Source organism: Mycobacterium ahvazicum (assembly GCF_900176255.2).
GTDB lineage: Bacteria > Actinomycetota > Actinomycetes > Mycobacteriales > Mycobacteriaceae > Mycobacterium > Mycobacterium ahvazicum.
Genome location: NZ_FXEG02000002.1, coordinates 815,405 through 831,978, shown reverse-complemented (window position 1 = coordinate 831,978; position 16,574 = coordinate 815,405). Strand labels below are relative to the sequence as shown.

General features: G+C 61.3%; 16 protein-coding genes and 2 pseudogenes. 12 read left to right on the top strand and 6 right to left on the bottom strand.

Annotated elements, in window-relative coordinates; genetic code table 11:
- Positions 1–24: 24 nt before the first annotated feature.
- The 7 genes and pseudogenes from MAAFP003_RS06170 to MAAFP003_RS06145 all read left to right on the top strand — a co-directional run bounded on the left by MAAFP003_RS06170 (position 25) and on the right by MAAFP003_RS06145 (position 7,756).
- The gene (locus tag MAAFP003_RS06170; protein WP_096285332.1) at positions 25–1,224 is read left to right on the top strand and encodes a thiolase family protein; all 1,200 of its coding nucleotides are present in this window, start codon (positions 25–27) and stop codon (positions 1,222–1,224) included.
- Between the two features lie 136 nt (positions 1,225–1,360).
- On the top strand, positions 1,361–1,846 hold the full coding sequence (locus tag MAAFP003_RS06165; RefSeq protein ID WP_133160822.1) for a hypothetical protein: 486 nt from the start codon (positions 1,361–1,363) through the stop codon (positions 1,844–1,846).
- A gap of 78 nt (positions 1,847–1,924) precedes the next feature.
- A complete protein-coding gene (locus MAAFP003_RS06160) occupies positions 1,925–2,434 on the top strand; it encodes a GNAT family N-acetyltransferase (protein ID WP_096285328.1) in 510 nt (169 codons plus the stop codon).
- Between the two features lie 435 nt (positions 2,435–2,869).
- Entirely contained in the window at positions 2,870–4,252 is a 1,383-nt protein-coding gene (locus tag MAAFP003_RS06155; RefSeq protein ID WP_096285326.1) for an AAA family ATPase, read from the top strand.
- Positions 4,230–5,063 (top strand): hypothetical protein, encoded by an 834-nt coding sequence (locus tag MAAFP003_RS28920; protein WP_133160821.1) that lies wholly within the window; start codon positions 4,230–4,232, stop codon positions 5,061–5,063. Before MAAFP003_RS06155 ends, MAAFP003_RS28920 begins: the two co-directional genes overlap by 23 nt.
- Positions 5,064–5,990: 927 nt before the next feature.
- Positions 5,991–6,233: a recombinase family protein gene (locus MAAFP003_RS30075; RefSeq protein WP_096285324.1), complete on the top strand. Its 243-nt coding sequence runs from the start codon at positions 5,991–5,993 to the stop codon at positions 6,231–6,233.
- 293 nt (positions 6,234–6,526) lie between these two features.
- Positions 6,527–7,756, top strand: a pseudogene (locus MAAFP003_RS06145) (IS256 family transposase).
- 161 nt (positions 7,757–7,917) lie between these two features.
- Here the strand turns inward: MAAFP003_RS06145 and MAAFP003_RS06140 are convergent.
- A complete protein-coding gene (locus MAAFP003_RS06140) occupies positions 7,918–8,673 on the bottom strand; it encodes a DUF8168 domain-containing protein (protein ID WP_480212823.1) in 756 nt (251 codons plus the stop codon).
- A 575-nt stretch (positions 8,674–9,248) separates the two neighbouring features.
- The gene (locus tag MAAFP003_RS06135) at positions 9,249–9,647 is read right to left on the bottom strand and encodes a terminase large subunit domain-containing protein (protein ID WP_243393789.1); all 399 of its coding nucleotides are present in this window, start codon (positions 9,645–9,647) and stop codon (positions 9,249–9,251) included.
- Positions 9,648–9,661: 14 nt separating this feature from the next.
- Between MAAFP003_RS06135 and MAAFP003_RS06130 the strand changes: the two genes are divergently transcribed.
- The 3 genes and pseudogenes from MAAFP003_RS06130 to MAAFP003_RS06125 form a co-directional block, all read left to right on the top strand.
- A complete protein-coding gene (locus MAAFP003_RS06130; protein WP_096285322.1) occupies positions 9,662–9,937 on the top strand; it encodes a hypothetical protein in 276 nt (91 codons plus the stop codon).
- A gap of 470 nt (positions 9,938–10,407) precedes the next feature.
- A complete protein-coding gene (locus MAAFP003_RS28915) occupies positions 10,408–10,626 on the top strand; it encodes a hypothetical protein (protein ID WP_133160820.1) in 219 nt (72 codons plus the stop codon).
- A gap of 527 nt (positions 10,627–11,153) precedes the next feature.
- Positions 11,154–11,576: pseudogene (locus MAAFP003_RS06125) on the top strand (hypothetical protein); the annotation flags it as partial.
- Positions 11,577–11,597: 21 nt separating this feature from the next.
- Here the strand turns inward: MAAFP003_RS06125 and MAAFP003_RS06120 are convergent.
- A complete protein-coding gene (locus MAAFP003_RS06120; RefSeq protein WP_096285321.1) occupies positions 11,598–12,089 on the bottom strand; it encodes a DUF2231 domain-containing protein in 492 nt (163 codons plus the stop codon).
- Between the two features lie 211 nt (positions 12,090–12,300).
- Between MAAFP003_RS06120 and MAAFP003_RS06115 the strand changes: the two genes are divergently transcribed.
- Together MAAFP003_RS06115 and MAAFP003_RS06110 are read left to right on the top strand one after the other, a co-directional pair.
- Positions 12,301–13,038: a VIT1/CCC1 transporter family protein gene (locus tag MAAFP003_RS06115; protein WP_096285320.1), complete on the top strand. Its 738-nt coding sequence runs from the start codon at positions 12,301–12,303 to the stop codon at positions 13,036–13,038.
- A 52-nt stretch (positions 13,039–13,090) separates the two neighbouring features.
- Positions 13,091–13,849, top strand: coding sequence for an ANTAR domain-containing protein (locus MAAFP003_RS06110; protein ID WP_103175399.1), 759 nt, complete (start codon positions 13,091–13,093; stop codon positions 13,847–13,849).
- Positions 13,850–13,899: 50 nt separating this feature from the next.
- Here MAAFP003_RS06110 and MAAFP003_RS06105 read toward each other — a convergent pair whose 3' ends face one another.
- The 3 genes from MAAFP003_RS06105 to MAAFP003_RS30005 are packed head-to-tail and all read right to left on the bottom strand — an operon-like array spanning position 13,900 to position 16,569.
- Positions 13,900–14,436: a hypothetical protein gene (locus MAAFP003_RS06105; RefSeq protein ID WP_096285318.1), complete on the bottom strand. Its 537-nt coding sequence runs from the start codon at positions 14,434–14,436 to the stop codon at positions 13,900–13,902.
- 39 nt (positions 14,437–14,475) lie between these two features.
- The gene (locus tag MAAFP003_RS30010; RefSeq protein ID WP_341477075.1) at positions 14,476–15,465 is read right to left on the bottom strand and encodes a hypothetical protein; all 990 of its coding nucleotides are present in this window, start codon (positions 15,463–15,465) and stop codon (positions 14,476–14,478) included.
- A 15-nt stretch (positions 15,466–15,480) separates the two neighbouring features.
- On the bottom strand, positions 15,481–16,569 hold the full coding sequence (locus tag MAAFP003_RS30005; RefSeq protein ID WP_341477074.1) for a hypothetical protein: 1,089 nt from the start codon (positions 16,567–16,569) through the stop codon (positions 15,481–15,483).
- Positions 16,570–16,574: the final 5 nt, after the last annotated feature.

Below are 16,574 nucleotides of genomic sequence, written 5' to 3'. Positions count from 1 at the left end.
ATACTCAGGACTCGAGGAGGAGTCATGACCGTATTCTCGACCGGTTCCCCGGGCCGCGACGCCGTGATCGTCGGCGCCGTCCGCACCCCGATCGGCAAGGGCAAGGCCAGCGGTGCACTGCACGACGTGCTGCCCGTCGACCTGTTGGCGCACAGCCTGCGCGAACTGGTGGCCCGCACCGGCGTGGACCCGGCACAGGTTGACGATGTCATCGCCGGGGCCGTCACCCAGGTCGGCGATCAGGCGGTCAACATCGCACGCAATGCGTTGCTGGGCGCGGGTTTCCCCGAGTCGGTTCCCGGCGTCACGATCGACCGGCAGTGCGGCAGCAGCCAGCAGGCCATCAGCTTCGCCGCCCACGGCGTCATCGCGGGCGCCTACGACCTGGTGATCGCCGCGGGCGTGGAGTCGATGAGCCGCGTGCCGATGGGCACCCAGGTATTGCCGGGCAGTGACCCGTTCGGCGAGGGTATGGCCGCGCGCTACCCCGAAGGTCTGGTGCCGCAGGGCATTAGCGCCGAGCTGATCGCCGCGAAGTGGGGTTTTTCGCGCAGCCAGCTCGACGAGTTCTCCGCCGGCAGCCATGACAAGGCCGCCCGCGCCACCAAGGACGGCTTGTTCGAGAATGAGCTGATCCCGATCGCCGGGCTGCACACCGACGAGATCATTCGTCCCGCGACCACGGTCGAGACGCTGGCCACGCTGAAGCCCGCGTTCTACAGCGAGAAGATGGAACAGCGCTTCCCGCAGATCAATTGGGAGATCACGCCGGGCAACTCGTCGCCGCTCTCGGACGGTAGCGCAGCGGTGCTGATCACCACCAGCGAGGTCGCCAAGAAGCTGGGCCTGCGGCCGCTGGCGCGCATCCACACCACGACCGTGGTGGGCGATGACCCGCTGTACATGCTGACCGGCGTCATCCCCGCGACCGAAAAGGTCTTGCAGCGAGCGGGATTGACGCTCGCCGATATCGACCTGTTCGAGGTCAACGAGGCCTTCGCGCCGGTCGTGCTGGCCTGGGCTCACGACACCGGCGCCGACCTGGCCAAGACCAACGTCAACGGCGGCGCCATCGCGATCGGACATCCGTTGGGCGCCAGCGGCGCTCGCATCATGACCACCATGGTCAACGCGCTCGAACAGCGGGGCGGACGGTATGGCCTGCAGACCATGTGCGAGGGCGGCGGCATGGCCAACGCCACCATCATCGAACGCCTGGATTAGGGGCAGTGTCGGCGCCCGACAAGCGCCGGTTACTGAGGTTGCGCTGAGCGCCGGCATGGCAACCGCCAGCCGACAGCAGGTCGCGTGCGAGTGTGTCCTCGTGTATCTGCACACCTGCCGCAGGGACACTGGGGTGGTGACATCAGATGTTGCAGTCGCGTTCATCGGCGGCGGTGCAGGCCTACTGACCGGCGCCGTCACGGGGACGATCAGCTCACTTATCGCCCCGTGGGCCAACTGGGGTATCGAGAAGCGACGGCTACGGCGAGAGAATCGGGTGCAGCGGATCAAAGAGTGGCGAGCCGGCGTCACCGAACTGAGAGAAGCCGAACACCGCGACGGCAAGCGGGTGCGGTACCGAAAACCGCTTTCACTTGGTGACAGCATCACTGGACGACCCGCCCACGAAGAGTACATCGACGCGGGGGTGCCATCTCCCGACTACGTCGACGTGTCTACGAAGTCCTGGTTTCACACCCTCAAGCGCGAGCTGTCCTCAGCGGCGTTGAGGCGAATCGACACATTGACTGAACGACCCCTGGCCGAGCGCATTGGCGAACTCCCCAACATGCTTGACGAAGAAATCAACCGTCTTGAACGCGATAAGTGGGACCTCGTCTAGATTCGGTGATGCCCCGCAGCCGTGAGGCCACTAGGGCATCCACCGCATTAAGAACGTCGGAGATCGGACACCCAGGGCATGCCAAGAATCTCGATAAGGCCTGCGACGGTCGAGGAGTTGCGCGCTGCGCTAGATGACCACACGGAATTTGCCAACGCCTCTGGGGTTGCCGCACCCGAGGGCTGGCCGCTGAAACGCGAAATGTTTGAGTACGCCGCCGACAGGCTGCGAGGACATCCCGAGGAAGCAGAATGGCTTGTCTACCTGTTCTTTGAGGACGGAGTCCTTGTCGGCTCTGGCGGGTTTCATGGGCCGCCGGTGAACCGGACAGTTGAAATAGGTTACGAGATCGCCCCTGGGTTCGCTGCCAAAGGGCGTGCCACCGCCGCCGTCGAAGAACTCCTTGATCGTGCTGCAGCCACGGGAGCAGTCGACGCCGTCATCGGCAAGACATCACTCGATCCCGACGACGAATCGGCGATAGCTTCCGCAAGGATCCTCCTGAAACTGGGTTTCGCCGATTTCGGTCCCGTGCTCGATACCGCGACCGGAGACTCCGCGCGTCAGTGGCAGCGAGACGTCCAGTGACCACCCAAGCCTGCGACACCGTACGACTTGGGCCATTCCCGTTTATCGAGCATGGACACCAGAGTAGGGCTCACGAGCAAACCGACCCCGCCTGAGTCATTGCAACGCACGGCCTCTTCGTCCCGAACGACGGCGATTAGGGAAGATGGCTCGCGCGGATTAGTGGGGGAAACCATCGGCAGTTGGCTGCTAACGTGCTCGTTTTTATCGACTGTCGCCACTAGTTGACAACGGCAGTCAGGAGGGAAAACGTACCGCTCTACGTGCGCGACAACTCCGTCCGCCGCGCGGTAGCTGCACCGTTCGCATCCCTGAACTCGTCCCGGCGCGATAGCACAACGCGCTACGAACTGGCGCCCATCATGAGTACGCTGACGTGCCAGCGAGCCGTGACGCCGAAGCGAGCCTCAGGCTCCAGCACCGAGAGGACACTTGATGCTTACCAAGGCTGAAGTCTTGGGATTGTTCGACGAATTCAATCACGAGATATTTATCGAACCCGACTGGGAGTTCGTCATTGCCTTCGGCTTAAACGGCGTGGGAAAGACCAGATTTCTCGAACTAATCAACGCGGGCATGAATTTTGATCTGCATAAACTTGCTGAAGTCGAGTTCGAAAAGCTCACGTTGACAGCCGACAGCGGAAAGTACATTACTATCGAAAAATCGTTGGAAATACGATCCAGCGATGAATCAGTTCCCGATGCGGTCGTCATCTACTCGTTGTTCGATAGGAGGAAAAAAAGACTTTGTCCACATTGGAAAGCCTCCGCAGAATATGATCCAGGCTTTACGCGTTTTCTCATCAGAGAGACGCCGTGGGTACGTGTAGATGGAGATTATTGGCAGGATACGACCGACGGCGAGATCCTGCATATGAAAGAACTGGCTGAACGCTACAACTATATTGATCGGTTTCCTGTCGGTTCGGGAAAGGGAAATCCCCGGCCGCGATTACTGCAAGAATTTATCGACGAACATCCCACCTACCTCATCGAAACGCAACGGTTAGGATTCCCGTCGGCGTTGCGTTCTGCCGCTGAGCGACGGCGGGGTCTGGTTGACGTTAGATCCGAGGCCTCCCCGAAATGGACGGTAGACTGGTACTCACGAGACTTAAAGCGACGAATCGAGCGCGCTTTGGCTCAGAATTCCATAGAATCACAACGTCTCGACAGAACGTTCCCCTCACGGATAATGAACCAATCTGTAAGTGAAGCGTCGTCAGAAGCGCAAATTCGCGCGCGGCATCAAGAGCAGAATGAGCAACGCGCTAGGCTCTCGAGTATCGGACTCACGGGTGGTGAAAGCGATTTACCGTTACCGGCCAAAGAGCTCGAGAATTGGCAACGGGCGGTTCTTACGACGTATCTAGACGATAACGCTACAAAGCTATCGACTTTCGATGAGCTACTGGGGAAAATCACACTCCTGGAAGATCTTATAAACCGCCGATTTCTGCGCAAGCGGATAAGAGTAAGCGCCGATGATGGACTTCAAGTCATCTCAACTACCAGGGGTACCGTCATACCGCCGAAAGGGCTTTCGTCTGGAGAGCAGCACGAACTCGTTTTGATGTACAACCTTTTGTTTAGGGTGCGGCCTGGCACGCTAGTGCTGATCGATGAGCCGGAAATATCGTTGCACGTTGCCTGGCAGATGAGTTTCCTCGACGACGTAGTGCGTATAGCCCATTCGAGCGAGTTTCGATTTATTGTCGCTACCCACTCACCGCAAATAATTGACAAATGGTGGTCACGGACCAAGCAATTAGGACCGGGCGAGGAAGAGGAAGATGCGGCAGTATCTGAGCGGTGACACGCTATATAACAACATCCGAATGTTACTAGCGGCTCGGACGACGCCTATACTCGTCGTTGAGGGTGAATCGGATCATACACTTTTTGAAGAGAAGCTCGGCACGTCGATACCATTTTTCCTCATAACTAGTTATGGGAAATCCGAGTCAATCAGGGCTGCTGAGAAGAGTTCTGAGGATCAAGTTGATCGTGTCCTTTTTCTCATTGATGCGGACTTTGACCGATTGACAGGAGCGATAACATCCTATCCTCCAAATCATATTGTTGCCACCGTGCATTACGATCTAATGTGCGATATCGTAATGTCGACCGCTAGGCCGGTTCTCTCCGTGATCCGTGCTTTTTCGCATCCGGACAAAGCTAAATTAGACCCGGGTTCGATCCTGGAAATCGCATTTGAAGCGGCAGCAATGGTTGGATCATTTCGATATGCTGCTCATGTCAAATGTTGGCAGGTAAATCTTGCAAGATTTCCTATGCACCTCGTGATACCTGATCACAACTCAGCGGTCGAGCATGCCCGTGTTGCCCATCACGTTGGAGAGAGAGCGAAATCGGCCCCCGCCCCATTGCCGTCTGACTTTCAAAATATAGCTTTGGAATGTAGCGGTGATGTGAGTTCGGAATTCTTAATCAATAGTCATGACTTACTCGATGCGATCCTTCATTGCTGCAGAAAGTACGGCAATGGAAAGGTATCGACTAAGATCGAACCGACACTCATTCTTGCGATCGATTCGACAGAGTTCACAAAGCTGACATGCGTTAAAGCCACAATCGATTGGGCCTCGCAATTTGAGGCAGCATGATTTGCTTAATCCCGACTACTGGCCTCGAATGAGCTGGTCGCGCCAAACTAATCAAGTTCGCCCGTCGTGAGGATGTGTGGACCGCCGCCTCTTCCTCGGGCAACGAGTGTTGAAGGTTCTTCGTCGACGGGAAGCGCACGCTGCACGCAGACCGTGAGGCGCAGCTTCTTGTGCCGACGTCGGTTCTCAAATCTTTAGTTCTGACACGACCTCGTGTCAGAACTATTCCACCTACACGGCCCTGCCGCGAGGCAGCGCTGATCGCGTCCAGCTCGCAAAGGAATTAGCGGAACACGTTTGGGTGTCATATAGCCTTGAGGTTATGAGGACTGCGAGGGAACCGAGCCTTGACTTGGCAGCGGTCTTTGACACGCACGAATGGCATGAACTCGTCCACCAGCTGGCTAAGGCAGGTGCCGCGGTGGCTGCGGACTTGCGAAACTACTGGCGGAAACTCTCGAAAACGAACCGCGCTCTGCGTCGCTGCCGCAAGAGCAACCTTGACCAGGAGACCCGGGTCTTTCTCCGCGCGCTGTCGACGCGGCGCCGCGGAAACGAAGAGAATCCGGGCGCACTTGTAACAACTAGGCCTCATGTCGCACGGGGCCCCAACTACCGCAGGTTGATTCGCCCTAATCAATCACCTGCAGGGTCCGTGCCGGTCTAAGCCCGTCGCACGTAGTCCTGCCGTACGCCGGAGGGCTATGTGTTCACCTGTTTCAGTTCATATCTGGGTTTGGGACCCGGTTTCTTACACTTTGCGGCAGTTGCGCTGTTACTGCCGCCGTTTGTCATCACACTGTTGTTGATCTGTACGACGGCGGTCGCGCTGTTGGCTGAGAGGGAACGCAGCGAGCGTGCACGACTCATCTTGGTTGACCTCCTCGATGCGCTGCAGGCGCTATTTCGTTGCAACCGGAGTAAGCGATGAGCGCGAAAAGGCGTCGCGGCCGCCCGCGCTTATGTTCTGACAGATTGCTCCTGCATGTTGTTGCGATGCGCAACGAAGGGTTGACGTATCAGAGTATTTGCGACGTACTAAATGAAGAGGGAGTTCCAACTCCGGCGGGCGGATCTCGGTGGTGGCGTTCACACGTTTCGCGGCTATTGCACACTCGGAGTGCCCAAGAACTGACGTATGCCAGTGTGTCGGGGAGTCTTGCTGATTGATGGATGAACGCGTCTGGCAACCACGCCGAAGTGAGGCTAGCGGAGGCCCAGCTCCCTCAACAGCTGCAGCTCCTTCGCGAAAGGATGATTCTTAGCCCTTCGGAGTGGCGTCGCCACTGGGCGGAGGTTGCCACGCTCGAGCGCTGATGGCGTCGTCAAAAAGGTCGGCGACCGCCTGGCGGGGCGTGTCTCATTGACTGTGTAAGTGGTTGGGCCTGAATGGTGGGTGACCACCAGACAGGAGTTCTCAGTTGTCTCAATCTGACTCGCCCAGGGACGATGCGGCTGCCAAGCTGGCCGAGCTGTTGCCGGCGGCGGCGGTGGATGCTTTGTTGGCCGATGCCGAGGCCTCGGGCACGCCGATCGATGGTCCTGACGGACTGTTGGCGCAGATGACCAAGGCGGTGCTCGAACGCGCTTTGGATGTCGAGATCGCCGATCACCTGGGCTATGAGCACGGCGATCCGGCCGGTTATGGCTCGGGTAACTCCCGCAACGGGCGTGGCCGCAAGACCGTGTTGACCACGGCCGGGCCGGTCGAGCTCGAAGTGCCCCGGGACCGCAACGGCACCTTTAGCCCGGTGATCGTGCCCAAGCGTAAACGCCGCTTGGGCCAGGTCGAGGACATGATCTTGTCGCTGTACGCGCGGGGAATGTCCACGCGCGATATCACCGAGCATCTGGCCGAGGTCTACGGCGCCACCGTGTCAGCAGCCACCATCTCGCGAGTCACCGACGTCGTGACCGAGGAGATCGCCGCCTGGCAGTCCCGACCGGTCGATCCGGTCTATCCGATCCTGTATATCGACGCCATCCGCCTCAAAATCCGCGACTCCGGGGTGGTGGCCAACAAGGCCGCCCACGTGGTCATCGGCGTCGATATCGACGGCATCAAGCAGGTCCTGGGGATCTGGATCCAGCAGAGCGAAGGCGCGAAGTTCTGGCACGGGGTGCTCACCGAGCTGCGCAACCGCGGGTGTCGCGACGCGCTGTTCGTGTGCTGCGACGGGTTGAGCGGGCTACCCGAATCGATCGCGGCGGTGTGGCCAGCCGCGGTGATCCAGACCTGCGTGGTGCACCTGCTGCGCTCCTCGATGCGCTATGCCTCCTACACCGAGCGCCGCAAGATGGCCGCCGCGATGCGTCCGATCTACACCGCGCCCACCGAAGAGGCCGCCAAACTCGCCCTCGAGGACTTTCGCGCCCAATGGAAAACCAAATCGCCCGGTGCGGTAGCCGTATGGGATCGCGCCTGGGCCGACTTCGTGCCGTTTCTAGCGGTCCCCGTCGAGATCCGCTAGATCATCCACACCACCAACGCCGTCGAGTCGCTCAACTATCAACTCCGCAAGGTCACCAAGGCCCGCGGCTCGTTCCCCTCGGACGCCGCCGCCCTAAAACTGCTCTACCTGGCCATCCGCAACATCAACCAGAAACGAGGATCCCACGGACCAGGAACCTACCGCTGGACCGAAGCCCTGAACACCTTCGCCATCCAATTCCCCGACCGACTCCCCCTATGACCCCAAAGATAAACGGCTACAACAACTTACACAGTTATCTTGACACGCCCGCCTGGCGGCGTGCCCGCCACACCGTGAGGGTAGGCGTCAAGACCGCCACCACGGGCGCCACGCTCGCAGCGATGATTGCCGGAACCATGGCAGCACACTCCAAGGGAGATTCAGGTCTGAGAGTCAGGACCAGCGCTCTGCTCAAGGCTTGGATGACGGATTGTTACGTAACGAATGACCAGTCGCCTGGCCAGATCCACGAACTTTACTTTCGTGGATGTATCGGCCGGATCCAGCACCTGGGTGTCACCGTGCCTACGCGCTGTTGCAGCGTCTTGAAGCTCTCGCAATTCCTCTCTGGTCAATCCAAGTTCGTTCCGAAGCCGAACCCACGAAGCCGACCTACCAGAATCCTCGTCCTCGACGTAGGACTGTCGAAGATCCTCGATAGCACGGTAAGAGTAGAACGCACTGTCATCGTCCAGCCTAGTGGCTTGCCGCATGTCAGCGAGCGCATGGCGAAAGTTCGCATCAGCAACGGCCTGGCCGAAATACGGAGCCGTCAACTCGCCGGATACATACGGTCCGTCCACCGTGCCCACCAACATTTGATGCGCTACGGCGGGAAAGAGGGTTGTCTCGTTATCCAGTGTGCCAGTTAGCATTTTGAGATCTAGAGAAGCACCAAGATGGAACCCCATTACATCAATGCTGGCTCGGACGAGCGATGAAGTCCTGTACGAGAGCCTCTCAAGCCAATCGTCACTGTCTGCATCGCCCGGCGACAGAACGCGGACATTCACTATCGAGCCCTTGATGACGATTACGGTTGTCTCGTCACCGGGAAGCCGGATGGTCATGGGGTTCTCGTAATGCCAACCATGGTTTTCGGGAACGACTACACCGATAAAAGTCACCACGTGCATCACGTGAGTCAGTCTGGCATAGTGCCCACACTAAATCGCGGCGTTTTTGCCCAAGATAGCGAACGCCCCCGCAGTCGTGAGACGACGAGCGCATCCCTGGTATCGCCTCTTTGTCAGCGATGCCCCCGGCCCACAATCAAACCGGGTTGCTCTAGACACACGAAACCCCACCCTGGGCAAAGGCTAAATGCCGGGTGGGGCATGTGCGGGGCGACCCATCACCCCTACAAACGTCCGGCTGGGAACCTTCCACAACTACCCGTGACCGGACGCACTCCTACTTGTCGTTCTTCGTCTTCTCGGCGGCTAGGCGCTCGAACTTCTCTTGAGCGGCCTTGCCGTCCTTACCCTTGAATGGGGCCACGGCATAGAACCTGTCGTCTCGCTTGTCTGCCATTTTCATTCCTAAGTGCTAGTGGTTGTTTCAACCCAGTAGTAAGTTGGCTGGGTCCCAGTTATTAGCGTTCTCGCCGGTCCACGATGAGCAGACCTGGATCGTGCCCGTGAAGAGCGCCGTGTTCTGCCGGGAGAGGAAGCAGGACGCTGTCGTTTTCCGGGAGGTAAAGGTGGTCGGCCTACACCTGGACACGTTCAGCGAGAACGCGATTCAGCTCCACCATGCGCTTCGCATAGCGAAGAGTGATGTTTGCCTGACGCTGATCTGAAGCGACCACCAGCACCTCAGCCGATGGCGGACCGACAAATAACTCTGCCAACGCCAACGCAGCCGCCAACATCGTCTTTCCGTTGGCACGCGGGATGCTCATCAGCACAGTGCGAATACCCGTAGCGAACGCATCTCGAACAATCTCACGCTGAAAACCCCTCAGCCGGAACGGCTTACCAACACCATGCCCACGCGGCACCACCAGATACTCACGAATGAACCGTTCGCGGCGCTTCGCACGGTCATGCGGATAGCCCGAGAACGATCGCGGCGATACCGCAACTGCACCCTTCGCCCCAGCACGCATGAAACACTCGATTCATGGCAGATCAATTGACAGAGGACACACTCACGGCGCTCTCGCTTGTCACAGCCGCGCACGGAGAAAAAGGCAGACACAAAAAACTCGCGGGCCAGATCGCTACCGACTTCGCGAACGAAAACCCAGAGGACGGTCACACCCGACTCGTCGGCGGACTAATCAACCTCTGCATTGCGTTCATTGCGGAGATATGCCTTGCAAAGGACATCACGCCTGAAGAAGCCCTTCAGGATGTAGCCGAACTGGTCGTCGAAATGGGCAGCGAGGATGAGTAACTCAAACTCTGCTATCGACCGGGCGTCCCGGCTGAGCCCCTAGGCAGGGGTGTCCCCCAGGTGTCGATGGTGCCGCATTGCATAGCCGTTGACATGCGAGAACACGAATCTACGCGTATCGCCGGCTCACGTGCCGCCCGCGAGCTGCACCATGCTGCCGATTCCACCCAGCACATACAACGGTGAGCAGACCTGCCGCGACGTGCTTAAAGGTCAGTCTCTTGCCCTGTTCAATGAGCGACCACGCTTCTGGGCTCGGTACACCAGACAACCTACGGCTGTAGCTGTCGCGCCCGTTCAGATAACCGCCCACCAAGCGGGATAGCCGCGTTCGGTCGCCGACCCTCGGCCGGTCCTGCGCCGCTTGTGGTCGCGGCACGTTGACCCTTCGCAAGGCACACCGCATTCGACGCACAGCTTCATTTGAACTTTCCCGGTTTACCGCTACTGCTCCGTGTCAAGATGTCGGCATGTACTTCACAGTCGAATGGTCATCTGGTGTCAACGGTCCCGCTACGGTGGTAGGTGCACCACACTTTGAAGGCGAGAGTCTGGTGGTCGACGGCACCCTCTATTCCGAAGCTGAGTGGCAGACGATCACCGTTATGCCGGAGGCTTCGAGTGGGGATGCGCCCAAGCCTAAACGCAAGGGCTTATACACAATCGAAACTTACCGCGACGACCTCTGATAGTCAGGCGTAGCCGAGATTTCGCAATAGCTGAATGGTTCCCCTTCAGGATTACGGTGGCCACGTGAGCGAGCTTGTTGCGTGTCAACGCGGACGTGTGCAGTTCACCGTCTCCACCCATGCAGGCGAAGACGAACTGTCCGTGGTGTTCGAACGCAGCTATGGCCTCAAGGTCAGTCAGTGTGATGTCGTCAATATAGTTGTCAGACAACGTTACTCCTCATTACTCTAAGCAGTCGACTTGTGCTCGGCGTAGTAGTGACGCGCTGTAAGCAGATCCGACCAATGGCGCGGGACAGCAATGCAGTAACACTTGGCGAAGTCGAAACATCCACGGTGATGAATCGCCCAGCCGGTCGCGGTCGTGTGGATGTAGCCGTCACCGCGAAATACATGGCCACCACAGGACTCACATCGGTAAATCATCTCCACTACGTTGCTCCTGATTTGTCCGACAGCGGCATTCCGGTGCGCGTCTACTGCCCTTCCGTCGTCCGGGCGAACCGTCCTCGGCTATCCGCCTCACCGACGGAGGCGGTTTCATGGGTGCCGGTCACATGGACATGAGCCGCTACATGGAAATGTTCAAGCGACACAACGAGATCAGCCGGGTGGTCGAAGACATTCCCGGCGGCGTGCGCACCACCACGGAATCGAAGTCCGCAGACCTGACCGCCCAACTGCAGGCGCACGTCTCAAGCATGTATGCCCATCTCGATCAGGGAACCGAGGTCATGTGCATGAGCCAAAGCCTGCCCGTTCTTTTCGGTCACGCCGGCGATTATCGCCGCAGGCTCACGCTGACCTCTACGGGCGTGATCGCCGAAGAGACCGCTGACGATCCCGCCCTCACGGAAGCAATCCGGGCACACGCCCGAGAGGTCACCGGATTTATGAACGAGGGCATGCCGGCGATGATGCAAGCAATGATGGGTCCCGGCGCGGCGTGATGAGACCACCCTGAATCGCCACTACTTGCTGTTGGCCTGTTTCAGGTGCGTTATCTCGTTGCCCCACACCGAATCCGCGCCAGCATCGCCGATGCGGTAGATCTGAACCATCGTCGCGATACCGACGGCGAGCGTGACAATTGCCACCGTCGCGGTGACGCCCAGGTGACGCGGGCCGGACCGGCGTTCGGCCAACCCGAGCGCCAAAAGTGCGGCGGCAACGACCAATAGGGCAACAGCAAAATAGATCATGGTGTCGCCCAGCTCGGCGTGCTCGCGCAGTATCGGGCTCGGATTGCGCCGCAAGTCATACAACCATCCACCGGCGTTGGCCGTGATCGGTGTCAGCACCGCCGTCACGACGGCGAGTATGCCGGTCAGCCAGACGAGATGTCCCCGCCGGCCGGCAGGCCACAGGGCGCACACGATCTCCAGCAGAGCCGTCAGGGGCGCGAGCACCACGAGGAAATGCACCAGCAGCACATGGGCGGGCAAGCCATGAATGACCGTCATGAAGGTCCTTTGCGACGTCGAAATACCTCGGGCGCCAACGTCGTCGCTTGTCCGGCGGCTGGCTGGAACGGACGCCCAGTGAGGTCGGGCGAGCGTGATCATAACGTCGTTCACCGCTGCAAAGGCAAAGCTAAATACGGCTACTCCGAAAAAGTTTGATGAGGCTGCACTTGCTGGCGCGACAGGGTGGAAATGCGCTTGGCTAGGCGACATGGGTGACGAGCAGCCACTTCAGCAAGACGAACCAACGCATGCGGCCGAACCGCATGCCGGCCACAGCTCAGGCCGGCTGAACAGCCTTCGGGCGGCGGTGTTAGGCGCCAACGACGGCATCGTTTCGGTGGCCAGCCTGGTGGTCGGTGTGGCCGGGGCAACCTCAGAGCGCGGCCCGATCTTCACCGCCGGACTGGCTGCCCTGGTGGGCGGGGCGGCCTCGATGGCGCTGGGTGAATTCGTGTCGGTCTCGAGCCAGCGGGACAGCGAGAAGGCGCAGCTTGCGACCGAGCGACATGAGCTTCGGCACATACCCGATGCCGAATTGGCCGAGCTCACCGCCATCTATCAGGACCGGGGCCTATCGGCTGAAACCGCAGCGCAAGTTGCCAAGGAGCTGACGGAACACGATGCGCTGACCGCGCACGCGCACGCCGAACTGAACATCAACCCCGAGGAGCTGGCCAACCCCTGGCAGGCCGCCGCGGCGTCGGCAGCGTCGTTCATCATTGGAGCGTTGCTACCGTTGATATCGATCCTATTGCCGCCCACCGCCTTTCGGGTCCCGGTGACATTCGTCGCCGTGCTCGCGGCCTTGGCGCTCACCGGTGCGCTCAGCGCCCGCATCGGCGGTGGCAGCGTACGGCGGGCGGTGTTGCGGGTCGTGCTCGGAGGCGCGGCAGGTCTAGCGTTCACCTACGGCATCGGCCATCTCTTCGGCACCGCGGTCCAGTAGTACCGCGCTCGGCTGCGGATTCGATCACGCCCGAATCGGGTACCCCTGCCCAATGTATGCGCCGCGTCGAGTGCTGGACCAGCATCGTTTCGATGCCGTGTCAGCGGCGCTGGCACCGGAAGCGTCCGACGCGGCGCTGATGTTGCTCGACCGCGACCTGCGTATCCGCGGCGTCAATGCGACCTACGAAATCCTTTCGTTGCGTCCGCGCGGCGAACTGATTGGCGAACTCGTGTCCGACGTGTTTCCGGACAACCCCGACGACGCGCAGGCCAGCGGCACGGCGCAGCTTGCCGCGTCGGTGGAATCGGCGATGCGCCGGCGGGGAACCGACAGCATGCCAATCGTGCGGTACGACATCACCGACCCACAGGATCCGGACGTCTTTCTGCCGAAGCTGTGGACATGCCAGAACGTCGCGGTCGACGACGGCGACGAGCAATTCGGGGTGCTGCACCAGGTAGCCGAGGTCACCTCACTCGACGACGCGTTGTCGGCGCTATCGCAGAACGTCGCCGGCGGTGAGTCACTCGTGGCGGCCGAACACATGCACGTGCTGGCGGCGCTGGCCGCCAAGGCCCGGCAGGACGAGAGCCGGTCGCGGGCGATGGCCGGCGAGATCGAGCAGCTGCACCGGGCAGTCGAAACCCGCGACATCATCGGCCAGGCCAAGGGCATGCTGATGGAGCGGTTTTCTGTCGACGCGGCAGCGGCATTCGAGCTGTTGGCGAAGCTGTCGCAGGAGGCGAACACCCGACTGGTGGACATCGCCCGCAAGCTCGTCGAAATGGACCATCCCAGCACGCCATAGTAACGGCGTTGCCCGGCAATCTCTTTGGCGCGCGCCCGGGCGGGGCGAGATCAGAGCCAGCCGGTGCGTGCGGCGGCAACGGGCTCGGCGGGCGCGGGGGCCAATTCCCCGTCTCGCACGCCATCGAGCATCCGCTTCACCGCCGCGACAATGTCCGGGGCGGCCGCGGCGAGTCCGGCCTTATCGGCCTCGGGAACCTCGTCAGGTTCGACGCCCGCCCGCGCCAGCACGGCGGCCGGATCAGCCAGCTGCTCGGCCAACCACGACACCGGGTCGGCTGACAGCTCGGGGACGAAGTGCCGGCGCCCGGGCTCCCAGCCCTTGAATTTGGGGTGGTGATGGGCCCGGTCCAGCGTCCCCGGCGGGCTCTCGGTGGACCCGAACAGATCCACCCGCCAGACCGGACGGTTGAAGGCGATCGGAATGCCCGCGTATATCGATCCCCGCGGCTCGGCCCGATCGACGACTCGGAGTTCCAGTCTGACTCCGCGTTCCGGGGTTTCCTGGCCTTCGTTCGGGGTCGGGTCGACGAAGAACATATCCCCGACGACCACGCCCAGGGTTTCGAATCCAAACGCTGCAAGCATGTTTCCGAGAGTAGACCTTGGCGGTAGGTGCGCGGAGACTCACGACACCGGAGACAACGCGGCGTCGAGCAGCCCAGCGAGATTGTTCCAGTACAGCCAGTCGGCGATGGCGCTGCGCAGTTCTGCGGGGTCGGCCGCGGCGTGCGCATCGCCGCGGACAACGTGCTGGGCGTGAGCGACGTAGGCGGCAAAAGCCTGCAGGTGCGGCGCCTGACGACGCGGGTCGTTGCTGACCATCGGCTTCATCACCTGTAGCCACTTCATGAAGCGCTCGTCCGCGGGCGGGTTCGCTTCCGCCGGTGGTAGAAGTTCACGCAGACGCGCGTCGGGCGTCTGCGCCAGCCGCTCGGCCGCTTCGGGATTCACCACCTCCAATCGCGACCGGCCGACCATCCCCCCGCTGTCCGGGATGTCATCGGCGTTGAGTACCACCTTCGCCACGCCCGGGTCGGAATCGGCCAACTGCTCTTCGGTGGCGATCACCGCGCGCAACGTCATGTCGCGCTGAGTCGCCCAACTTTGCACGGCGACCACCGGATAGGTGGCCCAGCGAGCCCGCTCGGCGGGCGGAATCGCGTCATCGGCCGTGGCCATGCACACCCGCTCGGGCAACTGCACGCCATCCGGGATATAGGCCAGCCCATAGCTGTTGGCCACCACGATCGCGCCGTCGGTGGTCACGCCGGTCACCCAGAAGAAGCCGAAGTCCGGCGGCCTGTCACCGAGGGGTGCGTTCAATGCCGCCGCGATGCGCCGCGCCAACTGCAGCGGATCGGCGCCGCGTCGGCGTGCCGCGTCGGCAGTTGCCGCCTCGGCCACCGCGTCGCGTTCAAGACGAGCCGGTGAGACCGGAATCGCCGCGACCCCGGCGACTTCCGCAACGTGAGCCGCATCCCTCGACTGTGCGACGCGATCGTCACGCGGCGCCCGGCGACGCGTTGCCGCGGCCGGTCGGACACCCGAAGACTGCCCCGGGGACACTCGCCCGGCCCCGCCGCCCACGGCCGGCACCGCGCCACCACTCCACACGCCTCCTCCTGTCTTTCAACGTTTTTTTTTTCTAAACACCCGGCGCCCCCCGAGATCCCCACAAGGCGTATCGTCGGCAGCGTCAGATGTGTAAAAGAGACCGCCACCACCCGGCCCGCCACCCGACGCAACGGACCCGCCCGCTCCACCACCGCCTGCGGCTCCCGGCACGGCCGGCATCGCCGGCATGACACCCGCGCTGGCAGGTGCAACCCGCGGTGAATCATCATGCGGCCCAACCTCGTACGGCTGCGCATCCGGCAGCGCCGACCCATCCGGATCGTCGGCACCGCCCTCCCGCGATACTGTCGCCGGCCGGCGGACGGCGCCCGCGGTTGCGGGGCCGCCGACCTGTGTCGGGTGACCAGGCGCGCTGGCGCCGGCCGTCGCCGGCATAGCGGGAATGATTGCCGGAGTTGGCAACTGGCCGCCTACCGGAATTCCGGGCAACGACGGCCCGGCGGGCGGGGACGCAATCGGTCCAGCGACCGGCGGTGCGACCGGTCCCGGCAGCGCGGGGCTGGAATCTGACGGGTCTTCATCCCCCAGCCCCAGCGGTGGCGCCTTCTGGTCAAGCAAGTCTTGCAGCGCGCCCGACGGGGGTTTCCACGCCTTGCTCGCCAGAATCTGCTCGGCGGTTATGGTCACCACCGCGACATTCGCCTCGTGGGTGGCAGTGACCACCGCGCTGATCGCTTCGGTCCGTTCAGCTTCGGTCAGCCTGAACTCATTCGCCAATGCCTTGATCTTGGTCTCGGCGACTTCGACGTTGTCATAGATGTCGGACTTGGCCTGAATGATCGACCTGCCGATGTTTCTGTGCCAGGTGATCACGGTGGCAAGACCGTCTTGCAGTGACGTCAGTGCTTCGATGAGTGTTCCCACTTGACGATTGGCGGCACCGGAGGCGCTTCCCGACCACACATCGCCATCGAAGATGGCCAGCTGTTGCCGGTGGCAGTTATCCGCGACGTCGCTGACCGTTCGCAGAACCTGCATGTACTGCGCCGCCCGGTCAAAGTTGATGTCCTCGTCGGACTCTGGCCATCCGTTCGGGGCAAGCATCTTCTCGGCATGCTCACCCGTCGGCGGCGCCAACCCCATCGATC